This window comes from Burkholderia sp. RF4-BP95 (assembly GCF_001521985.1).
Taxonomy (GTDB): Bacteria; Pseudomonadota; Gammaproteobacteria; order Burkholderiales; family Burkholderiaceae; genus Burkholderia; species Burkholderia diffusa.
The window spans coordinates 111,788-128,011 of record NZ_LOSX01000039.1 but is presented as its reverse complement, the minus strand read 5'-3'; the positions used below and the strand labels follow the sequence as shown (position 1 = coordinate 128,011).

The 16,224-nt window shown below is 61.7% G+C and carries 10 protein-coding genes; 4 read left to right on the top strand and 6 right to left on the bottom strand.

Features of this window, described 5'->3' with window-relative positions; translation table 11 throughout:
• Positions 1-24: 24 nt before the first annotated feature.
• Together WS46_RS15585 and WS46_RS15580 are read right to left on the bottom strand one after the other, a co-directional pair.
• Positions 25-1,260, bottom strand: a complete 1,236-nt coding sequence (locus WS46_RS15585) for an ABC transporter substrate-binding protein (protein WP_059691038.1) — start codon at positions 1,258-1,260, stop codon at positions 25-27.
• Between the two features lie 430 nt (positions 1,261-1,690).
• Complete coding sequence (locus WS46_RS15580) at positions 1,691-2,131, bottom strand: PRC-barrel domain-containing protein (RefSeq protein ID WP_059530875.1); 441 nt, start codon at positions 2,129-2,131, stop codon at positions 1,691-1,693.
• A gap of 409 nt (positions 2,132-2,540) precedes the next feature.
• Between WS46_RS15580 and WS46_RS15575 the strand changes: the two genes are divergently transcribed.
• Complete coding sequence (locus WS46_RS15575) at positions 2,541-4,658, top strand: sodium:proton antiporter (protein ID WP_179949156.1); 2,118 nt, start codon at positions 2,541-2,543, stop codon at positions 4,656-4,658.
• A 765-nt stretch (positions 4,659-5,423) separates the two neighbouring features.
• Here WS46_RS15575 and WS46_RS15565 read toward each other — a convergent pair.
• The gene (locus WS46_RS15565) at positions 5,424-5,960 is read right to left on the bottom strand and encodes a nuclear transport factor 2 family protein (protein WP_257130000.1); all 537 of its coding nucleotides are present in this window, start codon (positions 5,958-5,960) and stop codon (positions 5,424-5,426) included.
• 391 nt (positions 5,961-6,351) lie between these two features.
• On the opposite strand from WS46_RS15565, the gene WS46_RS15560 reads away from it, so the two are divergent.
• The gene (locus tag WS46_RS15560; protein WP_059691035.1) at positions 6,352-7,776 is read left to right on the top strand and encodes a PLP-dependent aminotransferase family protein; all 1,425 of its coding nucleotides are present in this window, start codon (positions 6,352-6,354) and stop codon (positions 7,774-7,776) included.
• A gap of 239 nt (positions 7,777-8,015) precedes the next feature.
• Here WS46_RS15560 and WS46_RS15555 read toward each other — a convergent pair whose 3' ends face one another.
• From WS46_RS15555 to WS46_RS15545, 3 genes are all read right to left on the bottom strand, one after another.
• The gene (locus WS46_RS15555; protein WP_059691034.1) at positions 8,016-8,282 is read right to left on the bottom strand and encodes a hypothetical protein; all 267 of its coding nucleotides are present in this window, start codon (positions 8,280-8,282) and stop codon (positions 8,016-8,018) included.
• 265 nt (positions 8,283-8,547) lie between these two features.
• The gene (locus WS46_RS15550; protein ID WP_059530654.1) at positions 8,548-8,853 is read right to left on the bottom strand and encodes a DUF4148 domain-containing protein; all 306 of its coding nucleotides are present in this window, start codon (positions 8,851-8,853) and stop codon (positions 8,548-8,550) included.
• 234 nt (positions 8,854-9,087) lie between these two features.
• Positions 9,088-9,555 carry an MEKHLA domain-containing protein gene (locus WS46_RS15545; protein ID WP_059530657.1) on the bottom strand — a complete coding sequence of 156 codons (468 nt, stop codon included), beginning with the start codon at positions 9,553-9,555 and terminating at the stop codon, positions 9,088-9,090.
• Positions 9,556-9,821: 266 nt separating this feature from the next.
• Between WS46_RS15545 and WS46_RS15540 the strand changes: the two genes are divergently transcribed.
• Positions 9,822-10,469, top strand: a complete 648-nt coding sequence (locus WS46_RS15540; protein WP_059530660.1) for a response regulator transcription factor — start codon at positions 9,822-9,824, stop codon at positions 10,467-10,469.
• 134 nt (positions 10,470-10,603) lie between these two features.
• The gene (locus WS46_RS15535; protein ID WP_082725335.1) at positions 10,604-16,153 is read left to right on the top strand and encodes an ATP-binding sensor histidine kinase; all 5,550 of its coding nucleotides are present in this window, start codon (positions 10,604-10,606) and stop codon (positions 16,151-16,153) included.
• Positions 16,154-16,224: the final 71 nt, after the last annotated feature.

Below are 16,224 nucleotides of genomic sequence, written 5' to 3'. Positions count from 1 at the left end.
GCCCGCGCGCGGCCGCCCAGCCGCTCATCTGGCCGGCCCGTCCAGCGGCGTGACGCGGCCGTGCGCGATTTCGGTGAGGAACACGTCGTTCAGCGCCTGGTGATCGTCGGTGCTTAGGTTGGCCACCAGGCCGCCGAGATCGAGACGCCGGATCGATTCGAGCGCCTGCTTCAGCGTTGCCCGGGTGGGTGCCGGTCCCGCCCGTTCCAGTCCGATCAGCGCGACCTTCGCATCAAGGCAGCCCTCGATGTGCACCACGCCAATGTGTTCGTCCGGAAAGCGCTGCGCGATCAGCCGTGCGCAGTCCCGGACCACGGGGCGCTCGCTCTGCGGCAGCGGCACGACCTGCGAAATCAGCATGCCGTTCCCTTCGTCGCCGATCAGGCGCAACAGGTCGTCGGGGCCGACGAACGACACCGCCGCGAGACGGGCCGTGAGGCCTTCGCGGTGCGCCGCGCGAATGAATGCGGCGACCGGCGTATACGGGCCGACCATGATGACGACGTCCGGCCGCGCGTCGAGTATGGCTGCGAGACCCGTCTCGACTGCCGTCGTGCCGCGACGGAACGTACCGGTGGCGACGACGTCGAGGCCGTGGCGGTGCAGCGCGAGCTGGGTGCCGGCCAGCACCGCTAGCCCGAAGCCGTCGTCCTGGTAGAACACTGCAAAACGCCTCGCGCGGTCGTGGGCAATCAAGTGATCGACCAGCACGCGCGTTTCGTCGTCATAGCTCGCCCGGATGTTGAAGACCTCCGGAATGACCGGCCTGCGCAGCGCCATCGCGCCGCTGAACGTACCGATGAGCGGAATGCCGGCGTCCCGGATCATTGGCAGCACCGCGGTGGTTGTCGGCGTGCCGACATAACCGAACAGCGCGAGGACGTTGCCGCGATCGATCATTTCCAGCGTCGTGTCCACCGTCCGCTCGGGCTCGTAGCGATCGTCGGCGACGACGAGGTCGATCTTCCGCCCGTGCACACCGCCGTGAGCGTTCGCGTCGTCGAATACGGCTTGAGCGCCGATCAACAGCCCGTGTCCGAGGCCTGCAGAATTGCCGGATTGCGCGTTGACCATACCCAGGCGGATCGTACTGTCGGTCACACCGGGCTCCGCCGCAATTCCGGCGCCCTGGCCGCTCAGTGCGGTGCAGCACACGATCATCGCCAGCACCTGCCTGCCACAAGGACGCGCGAGCGCGCGCAGTACGTTCGAATACCAGGTACCGGAACAAATCGGTGTGACTGACACACTCTCGTCCATGTTGAATCCCTGTCCGGCATCCCGTTATTCTGACTTGCTGGTGCATCCCGCCGCATACCACACGGCTGCCGTGGTACGAGTCAATTAGTCATATATATAGATGGCATATCTTGCGGCCGCAAGCCGCAGGCCAAAACAGGGTCATTACCTTTCAACGGAAAGATGTCACGTCATAGGCCTTCGTCGATAGAACGGTGGTGCGAAACTCGAGTGAACTTATGAGGTTGTGCGTCGCGCAATAAAGTTGCCGGCGGCAGAGCGCCGCGAAGCCCCTTGTCAGCTCGTCGCTCTGTTGAAGTAACTGGGGCCGCCCGGCGGGCGCCTTGCGACCCGGAGCGGTATCGCTGCGACAGCGTTCACGGGGCGCATCGCCGAAATCGCTTGCTTCTTACGCTTCAAAAATATCGCTGCGAGAACCTCTGCTTCCGCATCAGTGATGTGCGTATTCCGTGCGTGCGATCGGCGTCGCTCTCACTTTCGAATACTGAAATACGGGCATGGCTTTGAGCGCATTCCGCGTCGCGCCGGCCCAGACGAGCTTGCCGCCGATGAAGTCGATCTGCGTGATCGGCACGGCAACATCGTGCGCTGACACACCAAGGAACTGGTGTGCCGCGACGATCGCGAACGAAACGGCGTCGTCGGGTGTGACGATGATGTCGTGCAGTACGCCGACCTTCTCACCGCGATCGTTGTAGATGACTTTGCCCAGCAGACTCTTCTTCGCACTCCATCCGTTCACCACGAGACTCGCCTGTTCGATGCTCACGCCGACCACCTGCGTGCCGGCGACTTGCGCGTCGGCAAGCGTCGCGCCGCATGCGAGCGACGCGGCTACAACCGCTCCTGCGATCCATTTCGATGTTTTCATCATTCACTCCGGTCAGTACAGAAATCACGGCAACTGCGACCCGCGATAGCCGATACGATCGCCGCGGCCCGCCCCGACGCATGCTGGCGCCGCGTCTCCGTTGACACGGAAGCATGTCGATGCGTTTCTGACACTGTGCTCTCGCAGTTCCCAGCGCGTTTTCGAATACGCACGGTGGTGTCCACTGAGCGACTGCAGCAGCGAGAGTGAATCGCTGATTTCGTGCGATTCCTGAAAAGCCACCGGCGCTCGCCGAATAAAGTGTTGTCGTCGTCAAATGGCCGCAACCAGCCGTCACATTGACCTGAACCCGAGGAATTCGAATCATGGAGATCGACACACGCAACGCGACGGAAAGCGAACGCGGCCCGTTGTCGCCTTGGCTTGCGGTCTGCCCGCGCGAAAGAAGATGCCGCGCTATTCGGCGCGGCCGATGATGTCGACAGAGATTCTGCTGCTCGGCGCGATGCTCATCGCGGTCACCGGTGTCGTCCAGGCGGCAAGCGTCGCGTTCTCGCTTCCACAGACATTCGTGGTGTCGTTCGTCGGCATTCTGTTCGGAGCGCTATTTCTCGCGATGCACGCGTGGCTTCCGGAGCCGGCGCTGGCATTTGTCGACCCGGTCGTCGCATGGCCGCTATCAGCGGACATGTGCCTGACGCTGTTTCTGCCGCCGCTGCTATTCCAGGCGGCGTTGAGCGTCGAGATTCGCGAGATGCTAGGCGACTGGCTGCCGATCCTGATTCTCGCGATCATCGGCGTGTTCGTCGCAACCGTGTCGATTGGTTTCGTCGCGTCATGGACCACAAACGTGCCGGCCAGGGACGGTCTTTTGCTGGGTGCGATCATCGCAACGACCGACGCATCGGCGGTCCTTGCCGTATTCCGCAGCGTGACGGCACCTAGTCGGCTCGTACGGCTCGTCGAAGGTGAGAGCTTACTAAACGATGCTGCCGCGATTTCGATTGCCACCGTCCTGCTCGAGGCGTCCCGCAGTGCCGATTCGGTCTCACGGACGGTAGCGGAGATATCGCAGATTTTTGCCACTGAATTCGGCGGCGGCGCGATACTGGGCATGGTCGTGGGACGCATGCTTGCCTGGGGACTCGTTCACCTTGGCGGCGAAGGGAAGGCCGAGCTCACGCTGACCCTTGCGGTGCCATACCCGCTCTATATTCTCGGCAACGAGTTCTTCCATGTCTCTGGCGTCGTGGCTGTCGTGACGGCGGGACTCGTGATCAGTGGGCTTGGGCGGGCTCGCCTCACACCGCGCAATTGGTCGCATTTGCAACTCATGTGGGAGCAGGTGGCTGGAATCGCCGGCACGCTTGTATTCCTCCTCGCGACGATCCGCGTGCCCGGTCTGCTGAGAGCCGCCCGGGCGTCTGACGCCCTGGCGCTCGGGGCAATCATCATCGCTGCACTCGCCGCACGACTCGCGGTACTGTTTGGCGTGTTTCCCTCGGTGTCCCGACTAGGGTTAAGCAACACCGTCACGCGTTCCTTCAGGCTAGTGATCACCTGGGGTGGCTTACGCGGAGCAGTCACCATCATCCTCGCACTGGGTATCGAGGGCAACGCGGCGTTGCCTGAACCCACACGTCGCCTTGTTTCGGTGCTGGCAACCGGCTTCGTCCTCTTCTCGCTGGCCGTTAACGGATCGACGCTTCGCCCCCTGATCCGCTTCCTCGGGCTCGATCACCTCTCGCCGCAAGACATGGCGCTGCAGGAACGCGCCGTTGGCATTGCCGGGGCGGAAATCGACGCGCTCGTGCGGGCTTCAGCGCGATCTCTCCGGATCGACCCGAATCTCGCATGCGATGCGATCGATGCCTATCACGACAGCACATCGCTCGATAACTTCTTGCGCTCTGACGACATCGCAACGACCGACGAAGACCGGCTGACGGCCGGCTTGCTCGCTCTTGCACGCAGGGAAGGCGATCTCATACCTCGATACGGCAACGGAATCGTCGCAGTAGAAAACCTGGATCGCATGATCGCGAACGCAGCTGCGATGACGGAAGCCGTCCGGCGCGGCGGGCGCGCCGCGTATCGGCAGGCGGCGGCACAAATTCTGCAGATCCGATGGAGCTATCGGGCCGCACGGTGGATCCATTCGTGGTTGAAATTAAGCTGGCCTTTCTCTTGCGCGCTCCAGAACCGTTTCGAATTGCTAATATGCCGGCGCGCCGTGCTGGAACAACTACATCGCTATACCGAAACAAGTCTTCAACCGCTACTCGGTCCCGAAACGACCAAGACGCTGTCGGCAATCCTACATGGCCGCATGGACAGAACCGAACACGCAATCACCGAGATGCGAGGGGATTTCGGCCACTACACCCGCAAACTCGAGCGACGTATGTTGCTGCTCGTCGCGCTGAACGCGGGACGCGATCGTGTCGAGCATTTGTACCGGGACCAGTCGATTTCCAGCGAAGTGTACGAATCGGTCAGCCGCGATTTCATGCGTGCATGGCGCAACGCAATTGAACGGCCGGAGTTTTCTGCCGATGATGAATGAAATTCGCGCGACGTTTAATCTACGGTGCCATATCGACGAGGCATGGTACGTAACGGTCAGGATCGTGCGGCTTCGCGACCTAATCGGACACGACGGACGGCAATGGCTGTTCGCAATCGCCCTGATTTTCGGCGATACCCCGCCGATTTGCTTCGCACCCTGGACGACTACGTTCAGCGCTGGCGACATGAGGCCTCCGCTCGCTCCGGACGCCCCCATCCTGCGTCAAGCCGCTAGGCCTTCGGCGCGCACTCGCTGGACGGAACGTGGCCGTGCGAATCCACAAATACCGATCCTTCCCAACAGTTGGCCGGCCCGATCCACTACACAATCCGTACACCATCCGACGCATCGTGACACTCTGGAGAGGATCGTCTCATGTCTCACCATCTCGACTGCTTGCTTGCACGCCAAGACATCCGACTCCACAGCACCGATCTCTACTGCTTTCTCGACCAGACTGGCAACCTCGTCGTCACCGGGCTGTCAGTCGCGATCGCCTTCGTCTTCGGCAGCGTCGAGCTACTGGGCCTGCTCGACAACGCGCTTGGCCCGCATCCCTGGTTCTGGCCGTGGACGTCCGCGATCGATCTGAGCACGCTCGGCTGCGCCAGCTTTGGGCTCTTTGTCGTGACCTGGGGCGTCTCGATCCCGATCCGGAAGCTCGGCACGGCACAAGGGACGGAAGCGCTGTTCCTTGCGTCGCAGACCATGATCGACGCCCCGCTCCAACAGCCGCATCGCCAAATATTGACCGTCGGATCTTTACGTGTTCGCCGGCCGGTCCGCGAGCCATGCGGCGCCACGCTGCTTCATGTCCATTTCCAGAGCGCTGCCTCTGGTCGCAAAAACACGTCGGACAGGAAACCCACTCTTTTCGAGCAGATAGGCCAGCGCCGCGTATTCGGGTGGAAACCTCTCCACAACGTCACCATCGATCGGTTCAATGCTCAACGGAAACGTAAAGCAACCCATATCGTAAATGCTCTGACGCCTGACAATCTTCCACATCCCGTCACGTTTCTCGACGAAGTCGTAGAAGCGATTGTGCACTGCACATCCAAGCTTCAATACGACTTGGTCGGCCACGATGATCGCATTCGTCTCAACTAGTGCTTTCGTCCCGTTGAATTCGATGACGGGCTGGCCAATCAGGTGTTTGGTATGCAAAGCGGATCCTCCCATCATGCGCGAGCCAGCGATGAAGTCGGCCACCGCTCCTTCGAACCAGGTGACCTCGATGGTTGCATCCGGGTGAAACAAATCGGCGAGGTTGTCCCAACTCGCGAGATCGCGATACATCCAGCCGGCCATAAGATCGGATATTGCGAGGTGGTCTTCGATATGTCCTTGCATTGCTATTTCCTAGTTGTGTAAAGGTGATCGGCCGTGGAAAACGATCGTCGTACCACGAGAGGAATCCAGCCGATGCTACGAAACCAGGCAACCTGGCTTTTTTGCATAGGGTACCTATTTTTAGGATTCACACGGTCAAGTGATTCAGAAGATCGAAACGGATTCAAAATTTAAATAGGATTTGCGAGATGCGAAGTCCAGTTAGAGCATTGTGCTGCCATCTACTGTGAATCAGTAAATGTCCTAACGCGCCGGTATGCCATCGATTGTTTTCACAAACCACCACGGCGAATCGCGCTATCACCCCCGAAAACTTGACTGTTTCTCCTTCTGCCCAGTGAATCTCTACAAGAAACTTTCTGACGACATTGAACGGCTAATCCTTCAGGGGGTGTACCAGCACGGCGACAGGGTGCCGTCGGTCCGGCAAGCGAGCCAACAGCACAGGATTAGCATCACGACCGTGCTGCATGCATACCGGCTGCTCGAGAATCGTGGTTTGCTGGAAAGTCGGCCGCAGTCTGGCTATTTCGTGCGCGTGCAACCCGATAACGGGAACCTAAAAGTGCACGAACTTGAGCCATCGAGGCCGACAGCGAGTTTGTCCCCTGTTGACCAGGGCCGGCTGGTACTCTCGACGCTGCGCTCGATGGGCATCGCTGATGCCGCGCCCTTAGGCTCGCCCTACCCGGATCCGTACTATTTTCCATTCGAGAAGCTGAACCGCTATGCATATGCGGCCGGCCGTGACAAGTCACTATGGGGCGCGGTGGACGGGCTACCGCCCGGCCATCCACGCCTTGTGCGACAGATCGCGCGTCGCTATCTGGAGAACGGCATGTCAGTCGACGCAAATGAAATCGTCGTGACAGTCGGTGCAACGGAGGCAATCAACTTGTGCTTGCAGGCAGTGGCAAAACCCGGTGATGTCATCGCGGTGGAATCACCAACTTTCTATTCGATGCTGCATGCTATCGAGCGGATGGGCATGAAAGCGATCGAAGTGCCGACTCATCCTGAGTACGGAATCGACATTGCAGCGCTGGCGGAGACTGCAAGATCACAGCCGATCGCCGCCTGCATGGTGATGCCGAACTTTCAGAATCCACTCGGCTTCCAAATGCCAGACGACCGAAAGCGTGAGCTCGTCGGATTCGCCGAGAAGACAGGAATTCCGATCATAGAAAACGGTGCGTATAACGAACTGCATTTTGGAAATACGCATCCCAGCACGCTGAAGTCGTACGACAGAAATGGGCTGGTTCTCCATTGCTCGTCGTTCTCGAAGAGCCTGACGGCTGCGTACAGGATTGGCTGGGCGCTGCCGGGCCGATACCGCGATCAGGTAGAGAACCTGAAATTCTTGAACACGCTCGGGACGCCGTCTCTGCCGCAACTCGCGATCGCGGAGTTTCTTGAGCGAGACGGTTACAAGCATCACCTACGACGCTTGCGCAGGGCCTACGCGCAACAGGCGAACCTGATGCGTACGTTCGTGTCGAGGTTCTTTCCGGAAGGCACGCGAATTTCGAGCCCCTCGGGAGGCTATACACTTTGGGTGGAATTACCGGCGCAAGTCGACGTGGTGCGCCTCCATCAGCTTGCGCTGGAGCACCGTATCTGTATCGGGCCTGGGCACACGTTCTCGGCTTCGGACAGCTATCGGAACTTCATCTGGCTGAACTACAGCAGCCCGTGGTCGGCTGGAATCGAGCAAGCTGTCATCACAATCGGCAGATTGGCTGCGCTCTGCGCGTGTTGACCTAGCGATGATGGCGGACGGGACGCATTACCGAGTTCGCAGACACGTACGCCACGCACCGCGATACACACAACGCGAGCGCAACTCATTATTGCGTTCGTTCGCCTCCCGCCATCTCTCGAACACACCATCGCGGCAGGGCCGTGCATGGACAAGCGCTGTGGCAAGACGCCCAAAGATCAACAAGAAGGCAAGCGGCGCGGCACGGTACGGACTCTCTTCGGGCGTTGGGATACCCATCAGCCGGCGCCAGGCGTACTGTTGTCTGCGTGCGGATTCGCTGCAGTTGCGCGCTCAATGGGCGCTCCGTGAATGTTGATCGTCCGCATGTCTGCCGCCGAGCAAGACGGACCGCGCGCCGAATTGAGCCACGGATTCAGCGCTGCAAGCACACTCGCGCGCTCGCCGTAGTCATCGGGCAGTTGCGGCTGTCCGCGTGCGAAAGCGGCGACCGGCTTGCCGATGAAAAGGGCCAGCAATGCGGCTACGATCAGTGTGCGATCCATGATGAAACTCCCGGGAAAGATTCGATGAGGGCGCATCGTCGATGCGCCGCCGGCGCGACCGTTACAGCGATTCACTGCCTGACACGTTCATTCCCGCGAACGGGGGGCACATGGCGCTGACCGGCAGATGAGAAATTCGAAATCCGCGGCCGCCACCTCGGGTCGTGTGGACATGAACTTTGTCAGCGTCGGGCCGGCGCCGTGCCGTGGCGCCTGTCATTGAACGACCCGGCGTCGTGCCGCGGAAGGCAGTTGAAAATCGCGTTCAGTGATGCTCGTACAACTGCTGGGCATCGAGCGACGCGAGCGACACCGGAGTGGTCTTCGCGGCGACGGTCGGCTGTGCCGCGACCGACCGCGATTGCTGCGCGGCGATCTTCGCCTCGGCTGCCTGGATGTCGTCGGGATAGTAGGGATCGGTGCCGACGGGCCGATAACCGGCCTTTTCGACGCGGACGAGATCGGCGCGCACGTCGGCGCGCGTGATCGTGCCGACGGCGGTTTGCGCGAATGCGGCGATCGGTGCGCTCAGCGCACAGGAAAGCAGTACTGCACGAATCAGGTTGTTCATGATGTTCACCTCTCAAGATGGCGTTTTCGCGTCCGCTGACCAGCCGGACATCCGCTCCGCATCGATGCGATGAAGAGTTGTGTCCATTCTGCGATTCGCGCGCTTTCCGGAAGGTGAGACTTCGATTACGGTCTTGTCATCTGATCGCTGCCGCACGTCGCGTGCGGGCCGACCTGGTTCGTCGAATACGACGCAGGCGCTCAACGAAATCCATATGTCGGTCGATGGCTGTGTTCATGCGGACGCATCGACCGGCTGTATCTGCGGAATCATCGCAGCCTGGCCGCGCACGTTCCCGGCCGCGTCCGTGAGTTGCCACACGATCGCGCGCTCGATCCAGAAACGCTTGCCGGTCTTCGTTATACGCACGCCGCGGTATTCAGACACGAAGCCGTCCTGCGTCACCTTGTCGAGAAACAACTGGCGTTCGCGGCGCTCCATCGGCTCCGCCGAAAGTCGCGAAGGCAAGGCCGTCAGTTCATCCCAGTCGTATTCGAAAATCGCCTGCGCGCGCTTGTTGCCGTATACGAAGACCGGATCGGCCGACGCATCGTGCGCGAGAATGCCGAACGGCGCCGCACGGTACAGCCACGCGGCGCCGTCGGATGCGCTCATTCCGTCGGGAACGAGCGGCCGGTTCAGAAACCGATGGTAGGAGTCGGCAAGAAGAACGAAGAAGTCTGGATCTGTGCGCAACGACATCGGTAAGGCTCCTGAAATCGGTAGGATAAGTCAATGAGCGACGGTTCACGGTCCGACATTATATGAATGAAGCGGCACGCCGCGGTCGGAACGGGCAATTGCTGCCCGGTACGGCGCAAAGGTCGCTCAGCAAGTTTTTGACACAATCGCTCGACTACCGTTTTGGACATAAAATGCAGGAGCATCCGTCCCGAATCGTTAAACAGAAACATCGGGCGAATACGCTTCTACTTCGAATTTCACGGGCAGAGGGCGATATGACCAGTATGACCAGCGACACGGCCGATCCTGTCGTCTTCGTGATCGACGACGACAGCGCTATTCGCGAAGCGGTCGAAACGTTGCTCGACTCCGTCGAACTGCGTGTCAAGTCGTTCGATAACGCACAGGCATTCCTGGCGCTTGACTTGCCCGACGTACCGAGCTGTGTCGTTCTGGACGTACGGCTCAAGGGGCAAAGCGGGCTTGCCGTACAAGAGCAGATCACGCGCGAACTGCGTATCCCGGTCATCCTGATGACCGCTCACGGCGACATCCCGATGTCGGTTCAGGCGATGAAGGCCGGCGCGGTTGACTTCCTGCCGAAGCCGTTCCGCGGTCAGGACATGATCGACGCGGTTACGTGCGCGCTGGAAAGCGACCGCAGGCGACGTGCGGTCGATCGTTCGACCGCGATATTGCGTACGTGCTACGAATCGTTGACGCCGCGCGAGCGCACGATCATGGCTATGGTGGCGAACGGGCTGCTGAACAAGCAGATCGCAACGGATTTGAATCTGAGCGAAATCACGGTGAAACTGCATCGCGGCCAAGCGATGAAGAAGATGAAATCGCAGTCGCTCGCGGATTTTGTACTGAAGGCGCAAGCGCTGGGCCTGGTCGATCGCGAAAGCCGGCTGGTCGAGCATGCATGACACGCGGCCACGATCGAGTACGGTCGGCAACCACAACGCGACAGGAGTCATCGCGAAGCACATAGTTGGAAACGAATCGTCGAATCCCTGTTCCCTCCGCGCACGCGAACATCGTGCCGGCCGCAGCGCAGCCCATGCATAATCTGCCGCATGCGTCCGTGATGGCGCAACTTGCCGCCACCCTGCCCCTTTCCGTCGTATGCGAAGACGAAGACCTCATCCATGGTCGCGCTTTGCTGACGGACCCGAATGGCAAGCGCATTCCAGTCCTGGTCGCGCAGCCGAAAGGCGGCGCATCGAATCCTGCTGCGTTCGAGCGCTTGCTGAACGAATACCGGATGCGCGACAGGCTGGACGCCTCATGGGCTATGCGGCCAATCGATCTGCAAAGACTCGGCAACAGCATCGCGCTCGTTCTGGAAGACGCTGGCGGAATTCCGCTCGAACGCCTCCTGACCGAAAGGCTGTCGACCGGGCGTTTTTTGACGCTCGCGACCGCGATAGCCGCCGCGGTCCACCGCATGCACGCCCGAGATATCGTGCATTGCGATCTGAAACCGGAACATCTGTTTGTCGATGACGCGGCCGGCCTCGTGAGGATTACCGGTTTCGGAATCGCGTCCGACGCACCGCGAGATCGTGAGCGTACAAGTCCGCCGGACATCATTGCGGGGACGATGGCCTATATGGCTCCTGAGCAGACCGGACGACTGAATTGCCCGATCGACGCCCGCACCGATCTGTACAGCATAGGTGTGGTGTTCTACCGAATGCTGACCGGGACGCTGCCCTTCTCGGCGGCGAGCGCAACGGAATGGATGCACAGCCATACGGCCCGGAAACCCGTTCCACCGCATCTGCGGGTCGAACGGGTCAACGCCCAGCTGTCCGCGATCGTGATGAAGCTGCTCGAGAAGGAGCCCGGAGCCCGCTATCAAAGCGCGGCCGGGCTCGAGCGCGACCTTCGCCGCTGCGTTGCGCAGTGGTCCACCGATGCGACGATCGATTCGTTCGATCTCGGCGACGTGGACCTGCCGGACCGACTGCCCGGTCCGGTCAGGCTGTACGGCCGCGAGCACGACCTCGCGCGGCTGATGCGCGTGTTCGGACGGATCGTCCACGGCGGGCGCATCGAATTCGCGTTGGTTTCCGGGTACGCGGGTGTCGGCAAGTCGTCACTGGTACGCGCGCTGCAAGCAGCGGTCGGGCCGTCGCAAGGCACGTTTGCTGTCGGAAAGTGCGACCAGCACAACCGCGACACGCCTTATGCGGCCATCGTGCTTGCGCTGAAGAGCATGGTGAAGTCCCTGTTCACGCAACGCGAGGATGCGTTGCGCCGCTGGCGCGACGCGATCGTCGACGCACTCGGACCCAACGGCAAGCTGATCACCGACTTCGTGCCCGACCTCGAGTTGCTGCTCGGCGAACAGCCTGGCGTGCCGGAGTTGCCGCTGCAGCAGGCTCAGGCGCGCTTTCGGCTCGTGCTGCACCGCTTCATCCAGGTGTTCACGCGGCTTAAGCCGCCGCTCGTGCTGTTCGTCGACGATCTCCAGTGGGCCGACGCGGCCACGCTCGATCTGCTCGAAAGCATCGGCAGCCGGTCCGGGATACGCCACATCCTGCTGATCGGCGCGTACCGCGACAACGAGGTCGACGTCGCTCACCCGTTGCCGCAACAGCTCGCGCGGCTCAAGTCGGCCGGCGTCGCCGTCGACGAAATCCGGCTGACCGCGCTGACGGTCCCGCAAGCGACTGCCCTCGTCGGCGACATCCTGCGATCCGACGACCAGCGCGTTGAGCAACTTGCGCGAATCGTCCACACCAAGACCGCAGGCAATCCGTTCTTCGTCGTCCAGTTTCTGCAGGCGCTTGCGGAAGAGAACGTACTGCTGATGGATCGATCGGCAGGACGGTGGTCATGGAACACGCAGGCCGTCAGGAGCGCGCGGTATACGGACAACGTTGCAGAACTGCTGTCCGCGCGGCTCGAACGCCTGCCGGATGCGTGCCAAGACGCGCTCCGTGCGTTGGCATGCCTAGGAAATAGCGCTTCTGCCCGCAGCATCGCGATCGCCCGGCACTCGACTGAAGACGCGCTGCATGCGGAGCTTCGGATAGCGATTCGACAGCAACTCCTCGAACGCGTCGGCGATACGTACCGGTTTGCGCATGACCGGATCCAGGAAGCCGCCTATTCGCTGATTCCCAAGGCGGTACGGGCCGAAACGCACCGGGACATCGGTCGGCGCCTGCTACCGCATCTGCCCGACGCCCACGACGACGGGCTGCTGTTCGAAATCGTCGGGCAATTCGAGCGGGCCGGCAGTCACGCGATGTCGGCGGACGAGCGATACGTAGCGGCGACGCTCAACCTGCGCGCCGGCATTCGCTCGAAAGCGTCCGCAGCGTACGGTGCCGCACTACGCTACTTGCACGCCGGAGTGGAGCTGCTGACGCGCGTGCCGGACACGCGCTGGCCCGGCGTTCGCTTCGAGTACGAGCTGGAGCTTGCCGAATGCGAGTTCCTGACAGGCGAACTCGCGGCGGCCGAGCGCCGACTTGCGGCGTTGCGCGTCGATACGCTGAATGTAATCGATCGCGGCCGCGTCGCCGTCCGGGCGATGGACGTCTATACGGCGCTCGATCGAAGCGGCGACGCGATCGCGGTCGCGCTGGCATTCCTGTCTGGCGTGGGCATCGACGCTTCGGCGCACCCATCCGATCTGGAGGTTAGCGACGAATACTCGGCGCTTCGGCGCCGCGCGGCCGGTCTGACGGTCGACGACATCGTCGAATTGCCGTCGATGCGCGATCCAGTCGGGCTGACTACGCTCGAAGTATTGACGCGCCTGCTGTCCGCTGCGTGCTTTACCGATTTCAATTTGAATTCGCTGATCACATGCAAGGCCATCAACATCAGCCTCATCAGCGGAAACTGCGAAGCATCGTGCGTTGCGTACGGCACGTTGAGCCGGATCGCCGGACCGCGTTTTGGCGATTTCGAGCTCGGCATCCGGTTCGGCAAGGCCGGCTACCGGATTGCCGAACTCAATGCACAGCATCGGTTCCATGCGAGCACCTGCATGGTGTTCGTCATCTTCACGTTGCGCTGGATGATGCACGTCCGGCTGTCCGAGGATGCGCTGAGGCGTGTGTTCGCCGCAGCGAACAAGGCCGGCGACCTGCTGTACGCGTCGTATTCACTCACGTGCCTGAACACGAATTTCCTGTTTGCCGGCGATCCGCTGCCGGCCGTCGGCGACGAGGCCGAACGTGGACTGGCGTTCGCACGCAACGCGCGACATGGCCTCGTCGTCGACATCCTGTCGACGCAGCTCGCTCTGGTCCGCACATTGCGTGGACAAACGCGACGGCCCGGATCGTTGGATGACGCACAGTTCGACGAGCACACGTTCGAATCGCATCTCGCCGCCAATCCGGGCCTCGCGATCGCCGAGTGCTGGTACTGGATACGCAAGATGCAGGCGAGCTATCTGTTTGGCGATAACGGAACGGCGCTCGAATCGCTGCGGCGTGCGGAGTCGCTGATATGGACGTCGTCGATGTTCCTGGAGGAGGCGGAGTTCCATTTGTATGGGGCACTCACGCTGGCCGCCGCGATCGACCAGGCCGCGGCCGACGAACGCGCAGGCCTGCTCGCGCGCTTCGTCACGCATCAGACGCGTATCGACGTGCTGGCCGGCCAGTTCCCTGAGAACTTCGAGACCCGCGCGGCGCTGGTCGGTGCCGAGCGTGCGCGCGTCGAATCGCGCACGCTCGATGCGGAACATCTGTACGAGCACGCAATCCAGTCGGCCCGCGCGGGCGAATTTCCGCACCAGGAAGCAATCGCGAGCGAACTTGCTGCCCGCTTTTATCGCGCGCGAGGCTTCAACATCATAGCCGACGCATATTTGCGCAATGCCCGCAACGGATACATGCGCTGGGGTGCGGACGCGAAAGTCCGCCAGCTCGACGAGACGTGTCCACATCTTGGCGCCGAAACAGGCAGCCACGATCGCCGCGAAACGATCCGGTCAACGGCCGGCGAAGTCGACTACGCGATGTTGATCGATGTATCGCAGCGCGTTTCGTCGGAGATCGATCCGGAGAAGGTGATCGACACGTTCATGAAGGCCGCGCTCACGCACTCGGGCGCCGATCACGGATTGCTGATCCTCGCCTCCGGCGACGGCGACGCAAGCATCCGCGCTGACGCCACGGTTCACGGCGACGAGGTGATCGTCGTGCAGGAAAGCTCGCCGCTCGATGCGCGTCGCCTGCCGATTGCGACGATCAACTATGTGCTGCGAACCCGCGAGACCATATCCAGCCCCGATGCGTCGAAGGAGCCGGTCTGCGCGTCCGATCCCTATACGCTCGCGGAGCGCGTGCGATCGATGCTGTGCATGCCGCTCGTGCGCGGAGATGAACTGACCGGTGTGCTGTACCTCGAGAGCAGACTCACCACCGGCGTATTCGCACCGGCGCGCCTCGCGGCGCTCGGCGTGCTCGCGTCGCAGGTGGCGATCACGCTGCAGAACGCACGGCTGTATCGCGATCTGTCCGAGCGCGAAGCGCGGATTCGCCGGCTCGTCGATGCGAACATCGTCGGCATCTTCATTTATGCGCTCGACGGAACGATCGTCGAAGCGAATTCCGCGCTCCTCGACCTGATCGGCTACAGCCGCGAGGACCTGGAGCACGGGCAGCTGAATTGGCGATCGCTGACGCCGCCGGAATGGATCGAGGCGGATTTCCAGATCCACGAGCCGGCACTCCGGGCGACCGGCGTGCTTGCGCCGATCGAAAAGGAGTATTTTCGCAAGGACGGTAGTCGCGCACCCGTCCTGGTCGGCGCGGCGATGTTTTCGTCGACCGGTCAGCACGGCGTCGCGTTCGTGTTGGACTTGAGCGAGAGCAAGCGTGCCGACGCACGTGCGCGCGAAAGCGAGAGTCGCTTCCGCGAGATGCAGAAGGAACTCGCGCATGCGAACCGCGTGTCGGCCGTCGGGCAGCTGACCGCGACGATCAGCCACGAGGTCAAGCAGCCGATTGCCGCGATGGCGGCGAATGCCGATGCCGCGGCGCGTTGGCTGGCTGCCCGGCCAGCCAACATTGAACGGGCGTCGAAGGCGCTGGACCTGATCGTCCGCGACGCGTTGCGCGCCGGCGACGTCATCGACCGCATCCGCAACTTCGTCCGCAAATCGCCCGTTCGCGAAGAGGTGGTAGACGTCAACGCAGCGATTCTTGACATCCTGTTCGTCACGCGGCGCGACGCGGAAAAGAACGGCATCTGCATCGACACGACCTTCGCATCACCGTCACCGCTCGTTGTCGGCGATCGCGTCCAGCTCCAGCAGGTGATCCTCAACCTGATCGTCAACGCGATCGAGGCGATGCACGCAGTCAACGAGGGCCGCCGAAGCCTCGTCATTTCGACGTCGAATATCGAAGGCCGCAGCGTCGAAATTCGCGTGACGGATTCGGGACCCGGCGTATCGGACGCCCACATGGAACGGCTCTTCGAGCCCTTCTTCACGACGAAGGATACGGGGATGGGCATCGGCCTGTCGATCGCTCATTCGGTGGTTCTCGCGCACGGCGGCCAGTTGCATGCGAGCTGTCGTGAACCATCTGGTACGACATTTCACGTCACGCTTCCGTCAGCGCGAGTCTGACAGTGCTCTACAGGCAACCGCCGTGCAACGGCGGCAACGTCGCGCGTGAGCGCACTGCGATGCAGGCCCAT

Excerpts from the sequence above, each read along its gene's own strand:
- WS46_RS15580 (WP_059530875.1), bottom strand. The coding sequence starts at position 2,131 with ATGAAAACATCGAAATGGATCGCAGGAGCGGTTGTAGCCGCGTCGCTC.
- WS46_RS15565 (WP_257130000.1), bottom strand. The coding sequence starts at position 5,960 with ATGTATCGCGATCTCGCGAGTTGGGACAACCTCGCCGATTTGTTTCAC.
- WS46_RS15585 (WP_059691038.1), bottom strand. The coding sequence starts at position 1,260 with ATGGACGAGAGTGTGTCAGTCACACCGATTTGTTCCGGTACCTGGTAT.
- WS46_RS15575 (WP_179949156.1), top strand. The coding sequence starts at position 2,541 with ATGCCGCGCTATTCGGCGCGGCCGATGATGTCGACAGAGATTCTGCTG.
- WS46_RS15550 (WP_059530654.1), bottom strand. The coding sequence starts at position 8,853 with ATGAACAACCTGATTCGTGCAGTACTGCTTTCCTGTGCGCTGAGCGCA.
- WS46_RS15540 (WP_059530660.1), top strand. The coding sequence starts at position 9,822 with ATGACCAGCGACACGGCCGATCCTGTCGTCTTCGTGATCGACGACGAC.
- WS46_RS15555 (WP_059691034.1), bottom strand. The coding sequence starts at position 8,282 with ATGGATCGCACACTGATCGTAGCCGCATTGCTGGCCCTTTTCATCGGC.
- WS46_RS15535 (WP_082725335.1), top strand. The coding sequence starts at position 10,604 with ATGCATAATCTGCCGCATGCGTCCGTGATGGCGCAACTTGCCGCCACC.
- WS46_RS15545 (WP_059530657.1), bottom strand. The coding sequence starts at position 9,555 with ATGTCGTTGCGCACAGATCCAGACTTCTTCGTTCTTCTTGCCGACTCC.